At 70.9% G+C, this 19,906-nt stretch carries 21 protein-coding genes; 9 read left to right on the top strand and 12 right to left on the bottom strand.

Going from position 1 to position 19,906, the window contains the following annotated elements:
• Positions 1-16: 16 nt before the first annotated feature.
• The 6 genes from ACXDC7_RS03490 to ACXDC7_RS03465 all read right to left on the bottom strand — a co-directional run bounded on the left by ACXDC7_RS03490 (position 17) and on the right by ACXDC7_RS03465 (position 3,920).
• A complete protein-coding gene (locus ACXDC7_RS03490) occupies positions 17-907 on the bottom strand; it encodes a hypothetical protein (protein WP_459221201.1) in 891 nt (296 codons plus the stop codon).
• Between the two features lie 542 nt (positions 908-1,449).
• The gene (gene rplI / locus ACXDC7_RS03485; protein ID WP_179444807.1) at positions 1,450-1,896 is read right to left on the bottom strand and encodes a 50S ribosomal protein L9; all 447 of its coding nucleotides are present in this window, start codon (positions 1,894-1,896) and stop codon (positions 1,450-1,452) included.
• Positions 1,897-1,915: 19 nt separating this feature from the next.
• Positions 1,916-2,149, bottom strand: a complete 234-nt coding sequence (rpsR, locus tag ACXDC7_RS03480; protein ID WP_179444808.1) for a 30S ribosomal protein S18 — start codon at positions 2,147-2,149, stop codon at positions 1,916-1,918.
• A 62-nt stretch (positions 2,150-2,211) separates the two neighbouring features.
• Positions 2,212-2,739: a single-stranded DNA-binding protein gene (locus ACXDC7_RS03475; protein WP_179444809.1), complete on the bottom strand. Its 528-nt coding sequence runs from the start codon at positions 2,737-2,739 to the stop codon at positions 2,212-2,214.
• A gap of 89 nt (positions 2,740-2,828) precedes the next feature.
• On the bottom strand, positions 2,829-3,134 hold the full coding sequence (rpsF, locus tag ACXDC7_RS03470; RefSeq protein WP_179444810.1) for a 30S ribosomal protein S6: 306 nt from the start codon (positions 3,132-3,134) through the stop codon (positions 2,829-2,831).
• A 219-nt stretch (positions 3,135-3,353) separates the two neighbouring features.
• Positions 3,354-3,920, bottom strand: a complete 567-nt coding sequence (locus ACXDC7_RS03465; RefSeq protein ID WP_459221200.1) for an NADPH-dependent FMN reductase — start codon at positions 3,918-3,920, stop codon at positions 3,354-3,356.
• Between the two features lie 97 nt (positions 3,921-4,017).
• Between ACXDC7_RS03465 and ACXDC7_RS03460 the strand changes: the two genes are divergently transcribed.
• Both ACXDC7_RS03460 and ACXDC7_RS03455 read left to right on the top strand, forming a co-directional pair.
• The gene (locus tag ACXDC7_RS03460) at positions 4,018-4,941 is read left to right on the top strand and encodes a helix-turn-helix domain-containing protein (protein ID WP_459221199.1); all 924 of its coding nucleotides are present in this window, start codon (positions 4,018-4,020) and stop codon (positions 4,939-4,941) included.
• On the top strand, positions 4,938-5,477 hold the full coding sequence (locus ACXDC7_RS03455; RefSeq protein ID WP_246292585.1) for a dihydrofolate reductase family protein: 540 nt from the start codon (positions 4,938-4,940) through the stop codon (positions 5,475-5,477). Before ACXDC7_RS03460 ends, ACXDC7_RS03455 begins: the two co-directional genes overlap by 4 nt.
• On the opposite strand, the gene ACXDC7_RS03450 is transcribed toward ACXDC7_RS03455, so the two are convergent.
• Complete coding sequence (locus ACXDC7_RS03450; protein ID WP_179446482.1) at positions 5,478-6,026, bottom strand: N-acetylmuramoyl-L-alanine amidase; 549 nt, start codon at positions 6,024-6,026, stop codon at positions 5,478-5,480. It abuts the gene before it with no gap.
• A gap of 111 nt (positions 6,027-6,137) precedes the next feature.
• Here ACXDC7_RS03450 and ACXDC7_RS03445 point away from each other — a divergent pair, with 111 nt between their 5' ends.
• On the top strand, positions 6,138-7,769 hold the full coding sequence (locus tag ACXDC7_RS03445) for an acyl-CoA dehydrogenase family protein (RefSeq protein WP_459221198.1): 1,632 nt from the start codon (positions 6,138-6,140) through the stop codon (positions 7,767-7,769).
• Between the two features lie 13 nt (positions 7,770-7,782).
• On the opposite strand, the gene ACXDC7_RS03440 is transcribed toward ACXDC7_RS03445, so the two are convergent.
• Complete coding sequence (locus ACXDC7_RS03440; RefSeq protein ID WP_459221197.1) at positions 7,783-9,816, bottom strand: hypothetical protein; 2,034 nt, start codon at positions 9,814-9,816, stop codon at positions 7,783-7,785.
• Between the two features lie 2 nt (positions 9,817-9,818).
• Positions 9,819-11,222 (bottom strand): sigma 54-interacting transcriptional regulator, encoded by a 1,404-nt coding sequence (locus ACXDC7_RS03435; protein WP_459221196.1) that lies wholly within the window; start codon positions 11,220-11,222, stop codon positions 9,819-9,821.
• Between the two features lie 112 nt (positions 11,223-11,334).
• On the opposite strand from ACXDC7_RS03435, the gene ACXDC7_RS03430 reads away from it, so the two are divergent.
• Complete coding sequence (locus tag ACXDC7_RS03430; protein WP_459221195.1) at positions 11,335-11,505, top strand: hypothetical protein; 171 nt, start codon at positions 11,335-11,337, stop codon at positions 11,503-11,505.
• On the opposite strand, the gene ACXDC7_RS03425 is transcribed toward ACXDC7_RS03430, so the two are convergent.
• A complete protein-coding gene (locus ACXDC7_RS03425; protein WP_459221194.1) occupies positions 11,490-12,770 on the bottom strand; it encodes an MFS transporter in 1,281 nt (426 codons plus the stop codon). The genes ACXDC7_RS03430 and ACXDC7_RS03425 overlap by 16 nt on opposite strands.
• A gap of 40 nt (positions 12,771-12,810) precedes the next feature.
• On the bottom strand, positions 12,811-13,179 hold the full coding sequence (locus ACXDC7_RS03420; protein ID WP_179444818.1) for a MerR family DNA-binding protein: 369 nt from the start codon (positions 13,177-13,179) through the stop codon (positions 12,811-12,813).
• A gap of 69 nt (positions 13,180-13,248) precedes the next feature.
• Here ACXDC7_RS03420 and ACXDC7_RS03415 point away from each other — a divergent pair, with 69 nt between their 5' ends.
• Positions 13,249-13,845, top strand: a complete 597-nt coding sequence (locus ACXDC7_RS03415) for a DUF998 domain-containing protein (protein ID WP_459221193.1) — start codon at positions 13,249-13,251, stop codon at positions 13,843-13,845.
• A 124-nt stretch (positions 13,846-13,969) separates the two neighbouring features.
• On the opposite strand, the gene ACXDC7_RS03410 is transcribed toward ACXDC7_RS03415, so the two are convergent.
• Complete coding sequence (locus ACXDC7_RS03410) at positions 13,970-14,392, bottom strand: organic hydroperoxide resistance protein (RefSeq protein WP_459221192.1); 423 nt, start codon at positions 14,390-14,392, stop codon at positions 13,970-13,972.
• 107 nt (positions 14,393-14,499) lie between these two features.
• On the opposite strand from ACXDC7_RS03410, the gene ACXDC7_RS03405 reads away from it, so the two are divergent.
• The 4 genes from ACXDC7_RS03405 to ACXDC7_RS03390 all read left to right on the top strand — a co-directional run bounded on the left by ACXDC7_RS03405 (position 14,500) and on the right by ACXDC7_RS03390 (position 19,897).
• Entirely contained in the window at positions 14,500-15,294 is a 795-nt protein-coding gene (locus ACXDC7_RS03405; RefSeq protein ID WP_459221191.1) for a deoxyribonuclease IV, read from the top strand.
• A gap of 101 nt (positions 15,295-15,395) precedes the next feature.
• On the top strand, positions 15,396-15,671 hold the full coding sequence (locus ACXDC7_RS03400) for a hypothetical protein (RefSeq protein ID WP_459221190.1): 276 nt from the start codon (positions 15,396-15,398) through the stop codon (positions 15,669-15,671).
• A 5-nt stretch (positions 15,672-15,676) separates the two neighbouring features.
• Positions 15,677-18,493, top strand: coding sequence for a helix-turn-helix transcriptional regulator (locus ACXDC7_RS03395; RefSeq protein ID WP_459221189.1), 2,817 nt, complete (start codon positions 15,677-15,679; stop codon positions 18,491-18,493).
• Positions 18,494-19,162: 669 nt separating this feature from the next.
• A complete protein-coding gene (locus ACXDC7_RS03390) occupies positions 19,163-19,897 on the top strand; it encodes a VOC family protein (protein WP_459221188.1) in 735 nt (244 codons plus the stop codon).
• The last annotated feature ends 9 nt before the right edge of the window (positions 19,898-19,906 follow it).

Below are 19,906 nucleotides of genomic sequence, written 5' to 3'. Positions count from 1 at the left end.
GCCGCGACCGGCGCGCTCACCCCAGTGCGGCGGCGAGCTGGACGAAGAACGCGTCGGGCTCCAGGCGCAGGCCGAGAAGCGAGATCTGCAGCACCCGGTCGGCGTCGAGGGTGAGGTCGTTGGCGCGCAGGTCGTCTTCGATCGTCGCCAGTCCCCAACCGTGCTGGGCGCCGTTGATCTCGACGACCACCCCGGGGCCATCGAAGTACGCGTCGAGGTAGTAGCTGCCGTGGCGGCCTGCCCGGCGCACCTGCCGGGTCGGTTCCGGGAGCCCGCGGGTGCGACACATCGCCGCGAAGTCGAGTTCGCCGAGGGAGTGCGCCCCGTTACAGATGTCCGGAATGAAGCGATCGAGGCGCTTGCGGTTGGACACGCGACCCGTGTCGCGCCACGCCTGCTCGAGGTGAGCGGGCGTGATCAGGCGCTGTTGCACGGGAAGGCACAGCAACAACGCGGCCTGGCGGTCCGAGGTGGCCCATCGGGCGGCATTGATCGCCGCAACGCCGAGCGGTACCCGCGGGAAACCGACGCGCGTTGCCCGTGCGACGCGGGCCGGCCGGTGCAGGACGACACCGGGCAGCCGGTGGGCACGGTTCCGGGACGGCACGCTGACGTGGATCGCGTCCGGGGTGTAACCGCGCAGCCCATCGGCAAGCAGAGCACTGACGCCGTCGAGCAGCGCCCCGGGACCCGACTCCCAGACCGCCCACCAGAGCAGGGCGCGGCCAGCGGGCGGTCCGGCGATGGCGACGGTGTGTCGACCGAGCGTTGACCACCTGCCGGCGCGCACCTCACCGCGAACATCCTCCCGGGTGATCCCGAGCCTTCGCAGGTCACGGCGGTGCGCGACGCCATCATGATCATCGGCGAGCCCGCGAACGAGATCCGCACGCCGTCGTCGTTCCATGCGCACCGATGCTGGCGAGCCCTTGCGGTGCCCGGCCAGCCGCTCGGCACGTTGTCCACAGACCGGTTCGGCTGGAGGGTCATCCCGCGCGCGAGGATTATGCAAAGGGCGGAAGATGTGCCGCGTTGTGCATGATCTTCGTCAGCCCGGCCACCTACTTGCGACGTGCTGACGACACGGTCACTCGTCGCGCAACGACGACGCCCAGCACGCCCCCGACTGCTGCCGCAACCCATGTGCTCGGCGCCCACACTCCAGCGACACCGGCTTCGCTGAGCGCCGACCCGACAGCAACGCAGCCGACTGCGGCCACGATGCCGAGCAATGCCCCGATCAGGTAAGGACGCATCGCTACTCCGTTCGCTCGAGCCACAGCCACTCTTCTGCTCTCGCTACACGTACCAGCCACGGTTCAGGTGCACAACGATTGGCGATGACACCAACCTGCCCTGGCAGGCGCCTGCCGGATCAGCCAGCTTCGAGAACACGAAGGCCCGGGCCCCTTGGGGGCCCGGGCCGACGTGTCGGTCAGCGAGGAGTGATCACTCGGCGTCGACCTGCACCGGCAGGTGCGCGGTGACGGCGTCGTGCAGCTTCACGCCGACGGTGTGCTTGCCGACGGTCTTGATCGGCTTGGCGATCTCGACGGAGCGCTTGTCGACGTTCGGGCCACCGGCCTTCTTGATCGCCGTGGCGATGGTGGCCGGGGTGATGCCGCCGAACAACTGGCCGTTGTCGCCGGCGCGCACCGCCAGCGACACGGACAGGCCCTCGATCTGCTCGCGCAGCTCCTGGGCGTGCTCGGCGTCGCGGACCTGGCGGGCATCGCGCGCCCGCTTGATGCCGTCGATCTGCTTCTCCGCGCCCCGGGTCCACGCAATGGCGTACCCCTGCGGGAGCAGGAAGTTGCGGCCGTAGCCGTCCTTGACCTCGACGACGTCCCCGGCGATGCCGAGGTTGTCGACGGGGCTGGTGAGGATGAGCTTCATCTGCGTCGTCCTTCCTTGCTCAGCGGGCCGTCGTGGCGTACGGGAGCAGCGCCATCTCGCGGGCGTTCTTGATCGCCATCGCGACCTTGCGCTGATCCTGCACGGACAGCCCGGTCACCCGGCGGGCACGGATCTTGCCCCGCTCGGAGATGAACTTCCGCAGCAACTGCGTGTCCTTGTAGTCGACCTGACCGATGCGAACGGTCTTGGTCGGGACGACCTTCTTCTTCTGGATTGGCTTGCGTGAGGCCATTGTGGTGCTTCCTCCTTATGAAGCCCGGCTCGCGCCGGAATGTGCCTGATCTGGATATTTGGTCAGAACGGGGGCTCGTCGCTCTGGGCGCCGGCCCACGGGTCATTGCCGCCCTGGGGCCGCTGCTGGCCACCGCCACCGCCGCCCCACGGGTCATTGCCGCCGCCCTGGGACTGCTGGCCGCCGTAGCCACCGCCGCGCTGGCCCCCGCCACCGCCACCGCCGCCGCTGGTCTTGGTGACATCGGCGGTCGCATAGCGCAGCGACGGGCCGATCTCGTCCACGTCGATCTCGAAGACGGTACGCTTCTCGCCCTCGCGGGTCTCGAAGCTGCGCGACTTCAGCCGGCCCTGGACGACGACCCGCATCCCCTTCTGCAGGGACGAGGCCACGTTCTCGGCCGCCTGACGCCACACGGAGCAGTTGATGAACATCGCTTCGCCGTCGCGCCACTCCTGGGTCTGCCGGTCGAAGGTCCGCGGCGTCGAGGCCACGGTGAAGTTGGCCACGGCGGCCCCCGACGGGGTGAACCGGAGCTCCGGGTCGGCCGTCAGGTTGCCGACGAGGGTGATGATCGTTTCGCCTGCCATGTCTCGTCTCTCGATCGGGTGAGCGGTATCGGGCCCAGCCTGCCACCTGCCGCCGACAATCGGGCCGGGGCGGGTGGATCTGTGATGACTCAGCGCATCTTCTTGGCGTGCAGCTCCGGGCGGATCACCTTGGTGCGGACGATCTGCTCGTTGATGCCGAACTGCCGATCCATCTCCTTAACGGCGTCCGGGGTGGCGGTCAGATCGATGACCGCGTAGATCCCCTCGGACTTCTTCTGGATCTCGTAGGCGAACCGGCGCCGGCCCCAGACATCGACATTGTCGACGGTGCCGCCGGCCTTGGTGATCACGGACAGGTGCTTCTCCAGGATCGGAGTGACCTGACGATCGTCGGTCTCGGACTGCAGGATGACCATGACTTCGTACTTGCGCATGCGCGAACTCCACCTCCTCTGGTCTCGAGCGGCCACGGGACGGTCCCGTGACAGGAGGGCGAATGCCTGGCCCGGGGCGACAGGTGCCGTCCGGGCCGCGTGACATGGTACGCCACCCCCGCCGCCGCGGCGAATCTGCGCCGCCCGTCAGATTTGTTTCCGCAGTTGAGCCCGCCATCGGGCTCGCTGAGCGGGCTCAACTGCGGAAACAACGGGGAGTCAGCTCGTGGGGCGCAGCTTGGCGGTGACCCGGGCCAGCTCGTCCAGCATGGCGTTCGCCGCGGCCGTGCGCTCGGGATCGGGGGCGACCCTCCCCTCGGCGTCGAGGGACTTCGCGGCGAAGGGCACGTTCACGGCCTCGAACACGGGCACCATCCGCAGCGTGGTCACGACCTGCTTGAGCTGCTGGATGGCTCGCGTACCGGCGCCGATCCCGCCGTAGCCGACGAACCCGACCGCCTTGTCGTGCCACTCGTTGTGCAGGAAGTCGATCGCGTTCTTCAACACCGCGTTGTAGCCGTAGTTGTACTCCGGGGTGACGAAGACATAGGCATCGCCGCGGGCGATGGTGGCGCTCCAGTCCCGGGTGTGTTGATGCTGGTAGTCGCCGAGCCGCGGATGCTTCGGCTCGTCGAGGAACGGCAGCCCGACCTCGGCGAGGTCGATCAGCTCGACCCGGAAGCCGCCGTGCTCGCGCGCAATCTCGGCGAACCATTCGCCGAAGGCCCTCCCGACGCGCCCCGGGCGCGTGCTGGCGATGATCACCTGGAGGACGGGCTCGGTCATCGGATGTGCTCCTCGATTCGGGTACGTGGGCCGCGCCAATCATGCCTCAGCAAGATCGGTCGGGCGGTGTCGGTCGCGGATCGGCGAGAGTGGACAGATGACTGATGCGGTACGCCGGGGCACCGGCCGCGATCGACTCCGCGAGTTGCTCGACGCGGTCCTCGACGGAGACGACGGGCAACTGGACGCGATGGCCGCCCGGGCGTACTCCTCGCCCTTCCACTTCTCCCGGCAACTGCGCGAACTCGCCGGCGAGCCGCCGGTCGCCATGCGCCGACGCGTCATGCTGGAGCGCGCGGCCTGGCGGCTGCGCTCGGGCGCCTCGGTGACCGATGCGGCGCTCGAGGCCGGCTATGAATCGGTGGAGGGATTCGGTCGGGCGTTCGCGCGCGCCCACGGTGTGCCGCCGAGCGCATTCGGCGGTGACCACACCCACTGGCTGGCCGCCCCGAACGGCATCCACTTCCACCCCCCGATCTCGCTGTGGATCGACAGCGGCGGTCCCGGCGGCCGCGACCGGCCCACCTGGTTGCTGATCGAGCACGACCTGGCCGACACCCGGGCCCTGCTCCGGGTGGTCGTCGATCTGCCGGCGGCGGAGCCGGATCGGGTACGCCTACCCGGCTCGTCGGCCCTCCCCTGGCACGGGCCCGACGAGACGATCGCCCAACTCGCCGAGCACCTGGTCGACACGCTGGAGCAGTGGCTCGCCGCGATCGAGGGCACCGAACCTCCGGCGCCCACTCCGGGGCTGGACCTGCTCGCCCGGCACGACGCCGCGGCGACACGTTGGCGATCCGCGCTCGCCGAGATCGACCGGCGGGGCGCCTGGCAGGACCGGATCGTCGACGCGATCTGCGATCCCCCGGAAAGCTTTGTGATCTCCAGCATCGTCGCGCATGTGATCACCTTCGACGCACATCGTCGGATGCTGCTGCGCTGGATGCTCGCCGAGACCGGCGCGGCGACACCGGATCCCGATCCGATCAGCTGGCTGCGCACCACCAACGAGAGGCAATGATCATGGCGACGATCTACTACACGGCGACCACGCTCGACGGCTATCTCGCCGATGACGAGGACTCGCTGGACTGGCTGTTCGTGCAGGAGCACGACGACGCCGGGGCCTTCGGCTATCCGGCGTTCATCGAGCGGGTGGGCGCGATCGTGATGGGCGGCACCACCTATCGGTGGGTGCTCGATCATCTCGCCCGATCCGGTGGCGCCTGGGAGTACACCCAGCCGACCTGGGTCTTCACCACTCGGCCGGGCGGCGTACCGGACGGCGCGGACATCCGGTACGCGACCGGCGATGTCGCTCCGGTACATGCGCAGATGATCACCGCCGCCGGCGATCGCGATGTCTGGATCGTCGGCGGCGGTGATCTTGCCGGTCAGTTCGCCGATGCGGGACTGCTGGACGAGATCATCGTCAGCATCGCGCCGGTGACGCTCGGTTCGGGTCGCCCGCTGCTGCCCCGCCGGTTGGATCTGCGTACCGTCGAGGTGGCCCGCAATGGTGCGTTCGCGGCCGTCCGGTACGCGGTCGAACGTTGATCAGAGCGCGGCGTTCACACCGTCGATGATCCGCTGCAGGTTGATCTCGCCCGGGCAGTCGGTCGACGAGAACTGCTTGTGCGGAAGGATTCCGGTGTTCGGGTCGATGCCGTAGCGACGGCACAGGTCGGTGCACAGCTCGATGGAGGTGTTGTAGGTGTAGTCGTCCGGCGGCCGGCCGATGTCGGCGGAGTGCTCGATGCCGATGCTGGAGCGGTTGGCCGCGGAATCGCCGGCATGCCAGGCGGTGTTCTCCTCCGCGACGTACTGGCTGAGCTGGCCTTCGCCGATCCCGTAGTGCGCGCTGACCTGGGCCTCGGTCTGCTGGAACCAGGAGTCGGTCGCGGCCCGGGTGCCGGCCATGTGGTGGATGACGATCTTGTCGACCGCGGCGCCGCCACGGCCGGCAGTGAAGTTGGGGGACTCGATCCAGACCGGATTCAGAGCCTTGGTGTCTGCATGGGCAATCTCCGGGAGAACCAGGCCGGTTGCCGCCACCGCGGTGGCTGCACCGGTCAGGCCGAAGAACTTTCGTCGTGTGAGGTGCATGACACGACGCTAGGCAGGCGAACCCGCGGGCGGGAATGGATTAAGCACTGGGCTTGATCGGGGATCCGGCGACCCTGGCCCGGCAGGTTACTCGCTGGTAGCGTCGGGCGCATGACTCACGAGGTGGTGAATCAGGCGCCCCCGCTGGTCGGCCACAACACCGCCGACGATCCGGCCCTGCGCGAGGGCGTGCAGCGCGAGGGCGCGGCGTGGGCGCTGCCGGAGATCGACGCGCTCGGGCGGCTGGCCGGGAGCGCGCAGGGTCAGGAGTGGGCGGCGTTGGCCGAGCGTCATCCGCCGCGACTGCTGACGCATGACCGCTTCGGCCACCGCATCGACGAGGTCGAGTACGCCCCGGCGTACCACTTGTTGATGCAGACCGCGGTCGACAACGGGCTGCACGCGGCGCCGTGGGCCGACGACCGGCCCGGCGCGCATGTCGCGCGGGCCGCGAAGTTCATGGTCTGGTCGGTGGACCCCGGGCACGGCTGTCCGATCTCGATGACCTACGCCTCGGTGCCCGCGCTGCGCGCCAATCCGGATCTCGCGCGGACCTTCGAGCCGCTGCTGACCAGCCGGGACTACGACTTCGGACTGCGCGATCCGGCAACCAAGCGCGGCTTGATCGCCGGCATGTCGATGACCGAGAAGCAGGGCGGGTCGGATGTCCGTGCCAACAGCACCCGCGCCACGCCGGACGGTTCGGGCGGGTACGCCCTGACCGGCCACAAGTGGTTCACATCGGCGCCGATGTCGGATCTGTTCCTGACGCTGGCGCAGGCGCCCGGCGGGCTGTCCTGCTTCCTGGTGCCCCGCGTCCTGCCGGGTGGCGAGCGCAACGCGCTGCGCCTGATGCGGTTGAAGGACAAGCTCGGCAACCGCTCCAACGCCTCCTCCGAGATCGAGTACGACGGCGCGCTCGGCTGGCTGGTCGGCGAGCCCGGTCGCGGCGTACGGACCATCGTCGAGATGGTCAACATGACCCGGCTCGACTGCGTGATCGGCACGGCCGCCGGCATGCGGGCGGCCCTGGTGCAGGCCGTGCACCACACCAGGCACCGGGCGGCGTTCGGCAAGGCGCTGGCCGATCAACCGCTGATGCGCAATGTGCTCGCCGACCTCGCGGTCGAGTCGGAGGCCGCGACCACAGCGATGCTGCGCCTCGCCGGTGCCAACGACCGCGCGATCCGTGGCGACGAGCAGGAGGCCGCGCTCCGGCGGATCGGCCTGGCCGTGAGCAAGTACTACATCTGCAAGCGCGGCCCGGCGCAGGTCGGGGAGGCGCTGGAATGCCTGGGCGGCAACGGCTATGTCGAGGAATCCGGCATGCCGCGGCTCTATCGCGAGATGCCGCTGCTGTCGATCTGGGAGGGCTCGGGCAATGTGGCCGCGCTCGACGCCCTGCGAGCGCTGGCGAAGGAGCCGCAGACGCTCGACGCGTACTTCGCCGAGGTCGAACAGGCCACTGGCGATGGCCGCTTCGACGACGCGCTCAGCCGACTGAAGAAGGAGTTCACCTCCGTCGACGATCTTGAGCTGCGGGCGCGACGAGTGGTCGAGCAGTTGGCGTTGGTTCTGCAGGGATCGCTGTTGTTGCGCTACGCCCCGCCGGCCGTCGCCGACGCCTTCTGCGCGACCCGCCTGGATCGGGACTGGGGCGGCGCCTTCGGCACCCTCCCGCCGGGGATCGACCTCGACCCGATCATCGACCGGGCGATCGTCGGAACCTCGTCACCGGTCTGACCCGGCCGGCGCCTCAGCCGGCCCAGAAGCCCCGCTCGCCGAACAGGTCGCGGAAGGACGCCGGAGCATCCGGGGTCCGGGCGCCGAGATAGGACCCGACCACGGCGGCACCCAGGTCGTCCAGCTCGGGCGAGACGACCCGACCCCCGACCCGCCGGGCGAGCTGGCCGATGAACCGCTCCAGCCCCGGGTCCTGGCCCAGCCGGAAGAAGCTGACCTGCGCGCCGAGCCGGCCGGACGCGTCCAATTCGGCGACGGTACGCGCGATGGTCACCGGATGCGGCGGGTAGTCGAACAACACCTGCCCGTCGCCCTCCAGATGCGCGGTCGGCTCGCCGTCGGTGACGATCAACAGCACGGGCTGGGCGCTCGGATGCCTGCGGAAGAAGCGGTTCGCGAGCAGCAGCGCATGGTGCAGGTTGGTGCCCTTGTCCCACAGCGCGTCCAGGCCGGTCAGCTCCTCGATGCCGATCCGCTGCGCGTACCGGCCGAAGCCGATCAGCTCCATCCGGTCGCCGCGAAACCGCGTCGACACCAGGTGATGCAGCGCCAGCGCCGTCCGCTTCATCGGCACCCAGCGGCCCTCCATCGCCATCGAGAAGCTGGTGTCGACCAGCAGCGCGACGGCCGCCTGGGTGCGGGCCTCGGTCTCGGCGATCTCGATGTCGCGCACGTCCAGGCGTACCCCCGTCGACGCGTCGCGGCCCTCGCCGGCGGTGCGCAGCACGGCATTGCCGACGGTACGCGTGACGTCCCACGGCTCGGTGTCGCCGAACCGCCACTCCCGGCTCGCGCCGCTCGGCTCGCCCGCCGCGCCGGCCTGCCGGGTGTCGCGCTGCCCCGAGCGCCCGGCCAGCCGCTCGGCGACGTCGCGGAGCAGCGAGCGGCCGAGCTGGCGCATCGCGCGCGGGGAGAGCCGCAGGTCACCGTCGGGGGTACGCCGAAGCATCCCCGCATCGCGCAGCTCCGCCTCGATCCGTTGCAGGGTACGCGCGTCCGCCGCGGCCTCCGCGCCGAGCTCGCGCGCCAGCAGGTCAAGATCAAGATCATCCAGCCGCGCGCCGGGATGAGCCTGGGCGAGCTGTTCGGACAGCGCGTCGAGGTCGGCGAGCTGCTGCATCGCGCCCGTCGCCTCGCCGAGCCCCATCGACTGCTCGCCGTCGAACGACTCCCGCCCCGACCAGTCCTGGCCCGGCCGCAGCGACTGCAGATTCTGGTCGAGTCGGGAGAGCTGGTCGGCCAGCTCGGGCGAGCCGAAGGCCTGCTGGGCAAGGGCATCCAGCTCGGCGCGCTGCTCCTCGGTGAGCGAGTTGCGCATCCGCTGCGCGGCCGCGGCCCGGGCGGCGAGGGCGTCGATCAGCTCGTCGATGGTGCGCGGGTTCTCAGCGAAGTGGTGCCCGTGCTTGTCCATGAAGTCGGCGAACAGCTCGTCGGTGGGCTCCCCGCGCCGGTGCGCGTCGAGCAGCTCGTTCAGGTCGCGCAGCATCTCCTGCACGGCCGCCCGGTCGGCGTCGGTGGCATTCTCCAGCGCCTGCTTCATCCCGGCGAAGCGTTGATCAAGAGCCTCCCGCCCGAGCAGGTCCTTGATCTTGGCGTAGTCGGCGCGGGCGTCGGAGCTGCGCCAGTCATAGTCGGCCAGCTCGTTCACCGCGGCGGCGGTCTGGCCGGGCAGGTTCTCCAACTGCAACTCGGCGAACCGGGCGTCGTCGTCAAGATCGCGGGCGAGCTGCTTGCGCTCGTTCAGCACCGCGGAGTCCAGCAGTTGACGTACCTGGCGCATCGTGCCGTCGAGATTGTTGCGGCGCAGCAGCTCGGAGCGCCGCCGGGCGACCTGGGCGGCAAGATCATCCAGGCCGCGCTGGTCGGCGCCGCCGCGGCGGAGGAACTCGCGCAGCGCGTGCTCCGGCGAGTAGCCGGCCATCACGTCCTCGCCGACGGCCGCCAGCGCCTCGCCGAGGTCCACGGGTGGCGCCAGCGGATCCGGGCCCCCGGCGTACCGACCGTAGCGGGCGCGGTGCGGATCGGGCCGCGAGCGCGGGCCGGGCATGATCACGCCTCCCCGTACAGGGTGGTCCGACCGTCGCTGTCCTTGGAGATCCGGCGGGCGAGATACAGGCCCTCCAGCGCCAGCTCGATCGCCGAGGCACGCTCGCCCGGCCCGGTCGCGCCGGCGCGCTCGGCGATCTCGTCGTAGAGCTCGGACTCCCCGAGCACGGGCAGCCCGGCCAGCAGGTCGGCGCCCGAGACCCGGTCGCCGGTGGTGATCGTCGCGCCGTCGGAGATCGCGTCCACGAGCAGCCGGAAGTCCAACCCACGAAAGGTTTCCCGGGCGGTCTCGGCGGTGGCGGTACGCAGCAGGTGCTCCAGGATGACCCGCTCGCGCCCCTCCTCGCCGCTCTCGAACTCGACCTTGCCGCCGAGCACGTCGAGCACGGTTCCAAGATCGACGACGCGGGCCACCGCCGCCTCCTCGCCGAGGACGGTGGCGCGGTGCAGCGCGGCTGCGGCCACGGTCTCCGCGGCGGCAATGGAGAACCGCGCCGATACCCCGGAGCGCTGGTCAACCGAACTGGAGTCGCGCAGCTCGCGGGTGAACCGGGCGATGATCTCGATCAGCGACTCGGGCACCTCGGCGACCAGCTCGGCCTCCTGGCGTACCACCGCGACCTCCTCGGCCAGCTCGACCGGGTAGTGGGTGCGCACCTCGGCGCCGAAGCGGTCCTTGAGCGGGGTGATGATCCGGCCGCGGTTGGTGTAGTCCTCGGGGTTGGCGCTCGCCACCACGAGCACGTCCAGCGGCAGCCGGACCAGATAGCCGCGGATCTGGATGTCGCGCTCCTCCATCACGTTCAGCATCGCCACCTGGATCCGCTCGGCCAGGTCGGGCAGCTCGTTGATCGCGACGATGCCGCGGTGGGAGCGCGGGATCAGCCCGTAGTGGATCGTCTCCGGATCGCCCAGCGAGCGGCCCTCGGCGACCTTCATCGGGTCAACATCGCCGACCAGGTCGGCCACGGAGGTGTCGGGGGTCGCCAGCTTCTCGGCGTACCGCTCCGAGCGGTGACGCCAGACGACCGGCAGGTCGTCGCCGAGCGCGGCCGCGCGCCGGATCGAGGCGGCGGTGATCGGCTCGAAGGGGTGCTCGCCCAGCTCGGAGCCGTCGATCACCGGCGTCCACTCGTCGAGCAGGTTGCCGAGCGTGCGGAGCAGCCGGGTCTTGCCCTGGCCGCGCTCGCCGAGCAACACGATGTCGTGGCCGGCGAGGATCGCCCGCTCGACCTGGGGGATGACGGTGCCGGCGAAGCCGTGCAGGCCGGGCCAGGGATCGTCGCCGCGGGCGAGCGCGGCGAGCAGGTTGTCGCGGAGTTCGGTACGCAGGGACTTGGCGGTGTGGCCCGAGGCACGCAGCTCACCAACGGTGGTGGCATCGGGCCGGGTGGTGGTTTCGGCCATGACACCATCCAACTCCCCCGGTCAAGGGGCAGGTCCGGATGGCCGGACCTGTCGATCAGCGACTCACGTCGCTAACGTCTCGTGATGTCGGCGGGGATGAAAGGTGCGTGGGATGAGCGAGAACGAGTGGATCGACGGCGAACCGCCAGGACCGGAGCGTGATCCGGCGCAGCGCGACGAGATTCGGCACGACCGGTTCATCAGCGACCCGAGTGATTTCGCGATCCTGCCGAGCAGGGACGAGGATCGCGAAGAACCGGTCGACGATCATCGCGATCGATGACCTGACACGCGCTTTCCCCCGAGCGGTTGCGATCGACCGGCGGTACGCCCGAGCCACGCGTTGGCGGCGACGCCGATCAGGGCGGCGAGGGCGAGCGCGCCCAGCAGGTTGACGCCCGGGTAGCCGGCGGCGCCGAGCACGGGGCCCGCCAGCGCGGCGAGCAGCGCGGCGCCGAGCGACATCACCGAGTCGACCGCGCCCTGCAGGCGTACCCGGCGCTCGCCGCTCGCCCCGGCGCTGACCAGCGCGGACCCGCCGATCAGGCAGGCCGACCAGCCGAGGCCGAGCAGGCCGAGCGCGATCATCAGTTGCACGGGCGCCGCGCCCTCGGTCGGCGCGAACGCACCGGTGAGGAAGGCCGCCAGGAAGATGATCATGCCGACGCCGACCACGGCGGGGGCGCCCAGCCGGTCGGCGAGGATGCCGAACAGGGGGCTGGCCGCGTACATCCCGAGCACGTGGATGCTGATCGTCAGCCCGATGATCGTCAGGGTCATGCCGCGGTCGTACATGTGCACCGGGGTCATCACCATCACCGCGACCATCATCGAGTGCCCGGCGATGGCGGCCGTGATTCCCAATCGGACAAGTCGATCGCGCCACGCCTCGGCGAGCAGGCGCCACGACGACACCCGCTCGCCGTTCTGATCATCCGCGGCGGCCGGGTGGTCGGCGGGCAGGCTGGTCGCGATGATCGCCGCCGCGGCGGCGAATGCCAGCAGCGCGAGGGCGAACGGGCCCGCGGGGTCCGGGATGCCGAGCCGCACGCCGAGCGCGGCCGCCGGCTCGGCGAGGTTGGGCCCGAGCACGGCGCCGATCGTGGTCGCCCAGACCACGATGGACAGCGCGCGGCTCTCGTGACCGGGCCGGGCATGATCACCGGCGGCGTAGCGCGCCTGGAGACCGGCGGCGGTGGCCGCGCCGAATCCGATCATCCCGATCAGCAGCAGCCAGAACCAGCCGGCGAAGGCCGCCGCCAGCACGAGTGCGGCGCCGACCGCCGCGATCGCCAGCCCACCGGCGAGCCCGGCGCGCCGGCCCCGCCGCGCCGACAGCCCGGCCAGCGGTCCGGCCGCGATCCCGGCGCCGACGATGGAGGCGGTCGAGGCCAGCCCGCCGGCCGCGCTGGTGCCCGCGAGCTGCTGGGCAAGCACGCCACCCACCGAGACGCCCGTCGCCACGCCCACCCCGCCGAGCACCTGGCCCGTGATCAACGCGCCCATCGCGCGCCGGCGTACCCGCGTGGTCGCCGGCGCCGAGGTCATGCCCGGAACCTACGACCACGGTTCGGGGCGACACAATCCCTTATCGCGCGGCCCGTTCGGCGCCGTCCAGCTCGGTGAGGCGGGCGCGGATCAAGCGCCGGGAGGCGCGCAGCTCACGCAACTTCGCCTCGATCGTCGCCAACTGGCGGCGCAGCAGCGCGGCCCGCTCCTCGGGCGCCATGGTGCCGTCGGCCCAGTGCGCGAGTTCGGTGCGCATCTGCCGCAGCGAGAACCCCGCCTGCTGGCCGATCCGGATCAGCCGGATTCGCGCGGACGCGCCCTCGGTGAACTCGCGATAGCCGTTCGGCGCGCGCACCACATGATCGGGATCGAACAGGTCGAGGCGCTCGTAGTGCCGGATCATCGCCGTCGACATCCCGTGCCGGCGGGCCAGCTCGCCGATCTGCATCCGCATCCTCCTTAGCCCGCGAAGTCGCCGCTTGACCTTGCAATTGTTACAAGCTCTAGCGTCCCCGGCATGGACATCTCACGAGCAACCATCTCCCGACCCGGCACAGCAGTGATCGCCGCCGGCGCGGTCGTCGGGATCGGTACGCAGGCGCTAGCCGCGGCCGCCTGGCCGGGCTACGACCCGCTGGCCCGGACCATCAGTTCCCTGGGCACGGCGGCCTCGCCGTGGCACGCGCTGGTCAATGCGGGATTCGTGATCAACGCCCTCGCGCTCGCGGGCGGCGGGATCGTGCTGGCGCTCGCGGGACGCGGCCCGGTCCGCGCCGGCTCGGTGCTGATCGCGATCGCGGGCGCGTTGGGACTGCTGGTGGCGGCGGTACCCGAGGACGCGAATCTCGCCCTGCACAGCATCGGCGCGCTGAACCTCCCGCTCGCCGGCATCGGCCTGCTACTGATCGGCGCCGGGCTGCTGCGGGGCGGCCGCCCGGGGCTCGGGGCCACGGCGGTGGCTGCTGGCGTCCTGGGCCTGGTCGGAACGGTGCTCTTCGTGGCGATCCAGGCCGGCGCGCCCCTCGGGGCGTACCCCGGCCTGGTCGAGCGGGCGATCAGCTATCCGGCCAAGGTGTGGTTCGTCGTCGCAGCGCTGGCCGGAGGCCGCGACTGATGGGCCCGGCGCACTTTTCTGGCTCGGAGCGCGGACCGGGTCGCGCACCGCCGCGTGATGGCGGGCGCCGGCCGGGCGGCCCTGGCGCTCCGAGCCAGAAAAGTGCGATCCGCAGGAGCGTCAGTCAGGACGGGTTGACCGAGACGGCGATGTTGCCGCGGGTCGCCTTGGAGTACGGGCACAGCTGGTGCGCCTTCTCCACCAGCTCGCGGGCGACATCCTCCTCGACGCCCGGAATGTCTGCGACCAGGTCGACCGCGAGCCCGAAGCCGCTGTCGGTCTTGCCGAAGCTGACCTTGGCGGTCACGGTCGACTCGCTGACATCGAGCCCATCGGCCTTGGCGACGGCGTTCAGGGCGCCGGAGAAGCAGGAGGCGTACCCGGCCGCGAACAGCGTCTCGGGGTTGGCCTTCGGGTCGCTCGTGCTGCCGGGCTTGCCCAGCGGCAGGTCGATCACCTGATCCTCGCTGGTGACCCGTCCCTCGCGGCCGCCCTTGGCGGTGGCGGCGGTGGTGTAGACGACTTCGGTGACTTCCTCGAGCGGCATGGCGCTCCCTCTCTGATCGGTGGTGATCGCCCGGTGGGGGGTGATCGGCTTCCACGCTAGCCGGAGCGATCACGCGACCCGTCTCCGCCCGCCGCTAGGTTGGATCCATGACCAGCATGGGCGCCCACGTCGACCAGACCGACCCGGTGGCGGAGGCGCAGGCCCGCGAGGCGCAACTGTCGCAGTTCTTCCTGGGCGACCCGCAGTCCTACAAGAAACCGGAAGTCAGGTACGCCGGCGGCGCCGACGCCCTGCGCGCCGCCGCCGAGGCAGCCGGGGTGGCGCTCTACGTGCACGCGCCGTACCGGATCAACGTCGCCTCGACCAACAACCGGATCCGCATCCCGAGCCGCAAGCTGCTCGACCAGACGATGCAGGCGGCGGCCTCGATCGGCGCCGCCGGGGTGATCGTGCACGCCGGCCACGTCGGCAACGACGACGACCCCGAGGCCGGCTTCGACAACTGGCGCAAGGCCGTCGAGCGGATGGAGCTGCCGGTCCCGATGCTGATCGAGAACACCGCCGGCGGCGACAACGCGATGGCCCGCCGCCTGGACCGGATCGCGCGACTCTGGGAGACGGTCGCGGCGGCCGACGACACGGGCCGGGTCGGGTTCTGCCTGGACACCTGCCACGCCCACGCCGGCGGCAACGAGCTGGCCGGGCTGGTCGAGCGGATCATGGCGATCACCGGGCGGATCGACCTGATCCATGCCAACGATTCCCGCGACGCCTTCGACTCCGGCGCGGACCGGCACACCAACCTCGGCGCCGGGCACTGCGACCCCGACGGCCTCGCCGAGACCGCGCTGACCGCCGGCGCGCCCATCGTCGTGGAGACCCCGGGCGGAGTCGAGAGCCACGTCGCCGATCTGGCGTGGCTGCGCGAGCGCGCCGCCTGAGGTACTAAGGCACCCCCGCCCGTTCTGAGGTAGCCGCACCCCGGCAACTGTGGGCATCTGCCCGATGTGCGGCCCCCTGCCTCAGCACGAGGCTTGGGGACATGAACGATTTCGAAGCCAAGCTCCTCACCGAGGCCCGGATCAACGACTTCCTGACCGAGGCGGCCGACGATCGCCTGGCCCGTGAGGCCACCCGTGGGCGGCGGACCTGGTGGCGGCATTTCGCCGACGCGCTCGCCTCCGCGACGGGCGGTACGCCGACCGCCCGCGCCGCGCGCACCGAAGCCCGCCCCTCGCGCGCTGACGCCGCCGCCTCGCGTACCGATGCTCGCACCGCGAAAACCCCGCTGCGTGGTCACCTGCCCGTGGCACGATGACTGTTATGGGTATCGGCGCCGACTCCGACCGGATGGTCGGGCGCGCCCGCGAACTGGCCGAGCTGCAGACCATGTGGGCACAGGCGCTGCAGCACGAACCGCGTCTCGTGCTGCTCGGCGGCGAGGCCGGCGGGGGCAAGACCACCCTGGCCGGCGCCTTCGCGGCTTCGCTGTCCGGTGCCCAACTGGTCCGTGGCCAGTGCGTACCGCTGGGCGGCGAGGGCCTGCCTTATGCGCCCGTGCTGCAGGTGATGCGGGAGCTCTTCGCCCGCTACGGCCGCGACCGGATCATCGACTGGGCCGGCGCCGGCTGGCCGTCGCTGGCGCCGCTGCTGCCCGAGCTCGGCGCGACGCCGGAACCCTCCACGACCGAGCGGCTGCGGATGTTCGAGGCCATCGCCCGGATCTGGGAGGGGGCGGCCCGGGAGACCCCGCTGCTCGTGGTGCTGGAGGACCTGCACTGGTCCGATGAGTCCAGCCGGCACCTGTTGAACTTCCTGACCAGCGCCGTCGCCGATGCCCCGGTGCTGCTGATCGGCACCTTCCGCACCGACGAGCTGACCCGCCGCCACCCGCTGCGGCCGTTCCTGGCCGAGCTGCAGCGCATTCCGGCGGTACGCCGCATCGACCTGCCCCGGCTGACCCGCGACGAGGTGGCCGAGCTGGTCCACCGGGCCGAGCCCGATGCCACCGACTACGCGATCGATGTGCTGGCCGAGCGCAGCGAGGGCATCCCGTTCTTCGTGGTGGAGCTCGCCCGCTGCGGCGGCTCCTGCGACACCTTGCCGTGGACGCTGCGCGAGGCCCTGCAGCAGCGGATCCAGTTGCTCGGCGACGAGACCCAGCGGCTGCTGCGGCTGGCCAGCGTCGCCGGGTTCCGGATCGGCGACGAGCTGCTGGCCGCCGTCAGTGGGGCCGAACCGGAGGCGATCGAGCGCTGCCTGCGCGAGGCGATCGACGCGGGCGTACTGATCATCGACGACGACGCGTACTGCTTCCGGCATGCGCTGCTGCACGAGGTGATCAACGAGGATCTGCTGCCCGGCGAACAGGTCCGGGCACACCACGCGTATGCCGAGGCGTTCACCGCACGCCCGGAGCTGTCGGCGGCGGCGGCGGTCGAGATCGCCCACCACTACTTCGCCGCCCACGACCTGGAGCGGGCTTTCGCGGCCGCACTGACCGCCGCCCGCGAGGCGCGTACCGCCCCGCACGAGACGCTGCGCCTCTACGAGCGCGCGCTCGGCATCTGGGAGCGGGTGCCGGACCCGGAGGCGGTGGCCGGCCCCCGGGTGGAGGTGCTGCACGCCGCGGCGCTCGCCTCGCACGAGGCCGGCGAGGGCGACCGGACGCTGGCGCTGGTGGACGAGGCACTCGACGATCCCGGGGCGGCCGAGCCGCTGGTCCGGTCGCGGCTGCTGTTGATGAAGTCCTGGGCGCTCGGCGTACAGATGCGCGCCGGCGACGGCGAGCTGATCGCCGAGGCCCTCGCGCTCACCCCCGAACACCCGATGACGCAGGCGCGGGCGCAGGCGCTGATGCGGATGGCCGGGCACCTGATGTTGCGCGACCCGCGCGCCCGGCTCGGCGACGAGATCATCGTCCAGGCCATCGCCGCCGCCCGCGAGATCGGCGACACCGACATCGAGGCCCACGCGGTGAACACCTGGGCCTGCCACCTGACCATCCGCGGCGAGGAGGATCGCGGCATCGCCGCGCTGCGGGAGAGCCGCGCCCTGATCCGCAACGACTCCGGGCTGGCGCGCTACTGGGTGAACCTGTCCGACAATCTGCATCTCGCCGGGCGGTACGCCGAGGCGGTCGATGAGGCCATGCAGGGCATCGCCCACACCAGCCGCGAGGGGACGCAGCGCACCAAGGGCGCGATGCTGGCCGGCAATGCCGCCGAACCGCTGCTCGCCCTCGGCGAGTGGCAGCGTGCGGAGAAGTTGATCAACCGGGCGCTGGAGTTGCGCCCACCGAAGCAGTACTGGATCCAGCTCCGACTGCTGCGTGCGGAGTTGGACACCTGGCGCGGCGACTTCGACTCCGCTGACCGCAATCTCGCGGAGTTCCGGTCGATCGCCGGCGCGAGCCACCCGCAGTACCACCAGATGTTCACGCTGGTCGACGCCCGGCTGCGCCTGCTACGCAGGGATGCCGCGGGGGCGCTGGCCACCGCTGCGGCCACCGCGCAGTCAGATCAGCACCACCCGAGCCGACAGCTCCTGATCGCCGCGGTCGCGGCGGCCGCGATCCGCGAGCTGCGCGCCGGCGGCGCCGATCCCGATCCCGCGCCGCTGCTGGGCTGGATCGGCGACCTGCCGCAGGTCGGGCTGACCCCGGTGTTGCGGCCCCTGATCGATGCCGAGTTGGCCGACGAGACCGAGTCGTGGCGACTGGCGGTCAAGGCGCTGACCGCGGGGCCCGCCGTTCTGCGCTGTCATGCGGGCCTGGTCCTCGGTGAGCGGCTGATTGCCGACAAGACCCGCGAGGAGGCCCGCGGGGTGCTGGCCGAGGCGGCTCAGCTCGCCGAGCAGATGGGGGCGAGCGTCCTGACCGAGCGGATCGCGCGGCTGCGTACCCGTTCGGGATTCCTCGCCGGCAACGGATCCCGCGCCACGGTCGGGCTGACCGGCCGCGAGCTGGAGGTGCTGCGGCTGGTCGCCGACGGCCGCTCCAACGGCCAGATCGGGCGCGAGCTCTTCATCTCCACCAAGACCGCCAGCGTGCACGTGTCGAACATCCTCGCCAAGCTCGGCGTCTCCTCGCGCGGCGAGGCCGCCGCCGTCGCCCACCGGGAATCGCTGCTCGCCGGTTGACCGGCTCCACCCGTGCTCGCAGTTCAGGAGCGGGCGCGCAACTTTCGCAAGGAACGAATGATCCCTGGCAGTGCCATTCCCGCAGCGAAACCAACGATCCCTCCGAGCAAGATGGCCCCGTAAAGAGCATAGCTCTGCGACGCACCACCTATAGTTCCGAAGACGATCGCCAGAACGAGCATCGAAATTCCCCAGAGCGCCCCCAGGGCGAAACCTGGCCGAAGGGGGAGGATATTAACACCGACCCCAGCCGCCACGCCTACCAAGCACGACAGAGCCACAAACATTGCGAAACTCCTCTCATCGTGTGCCCAAACAGGTGTCAACACTTCGGAAATGTTGGCCACCACGCCGCGAGGGGCAGCCCGACACCCGCAACGTGCACGCTCAGACAACGGTCGCCGGAGAGTTGGCTGGCACTTATCGCGACGATAGTCGTGCACCCCAAATGGCCAGTGCCTTGCCAACGGGATGCGGCGACTATCAAAAAGAATCGATCTCAATTTGACACGTCATTTTGTCACGCCGCGCCATTAGAGTCAAGAGCCCTGCCACGTCGCAAACACTGCGATAACTTGGAACTTGGCGACCCGCCGTCTTGGCAAATCAATCTCGAATGCCAAGAAGTGCGAACCCGACTGCGGATGGTCGCCCGCTAGGGTTCGGCCCATGCAGATCGACTGGATCTCGGCGTTCGTCGATGTCCCGGCTGCCGCGCACCAGCGGGCGGCCGGTTTCTGGTGCGCCGTGACGGGCGGGGAGCTGTCCCCGGCGCGCGGCGATCACGGGCAGTTCGCGACCATCGAGCCCGCGCAGGGCGATGCGTACCTGCGGGTGCAGAACACCGGCACCGGCGGACTCGGCGTACACCTCGACCTGCAGGTCGCCGACCGCTCGGCCGCGGTCTCGCGGGCGGTCGAACTGGGCGGGCGCGAGCACACCGACTACGGCGACGTGTTGGTGATGACCTCGCCCGGCGGGATGCGCTTCTGCCTGGTCGAGCCCGCCGGCGCGGCGGTGGCGCCGCCCGCCCGGGACTGGGGCGGGCACAGCAGCGCGGTGGACCAGGTGTGCATCGACATCGCGCCCGAGCTGCACGAGGCCGAGTCGGCGTTCTGGGCAGGCCTGACCGGCTGGGCGCACACCCCGGGCCGCGTCCGGCCCGAGTTCTCCCGGCTGGCGTCGCCGGACCAGCCGCTGCAACTGCTGCTGCAGCGCCTCGACGAACCCACGCCGCTCACCCGCGCGCATCTCGACCTCGGCTGCTCCGATGTCGAGGCCGAGACCGCCCGGCACCTGCGGCTCGGCGCGAAGCTGGTCCGGCGCACCGAACACTGGACCGTGCTGACCGCGCCGGGCGGACACGAGTACTGCCTGACCGATCGGCCGCCGCGCGTTGGTTAACGTTGGGGG

Source organism: Naumannella huperziae (genome assembly GCF_054073625.1).
Note: the sequence above shows the minus strand (reverse complement) of the source record. Positions and strands in the feature narration are given on the sequence as shown.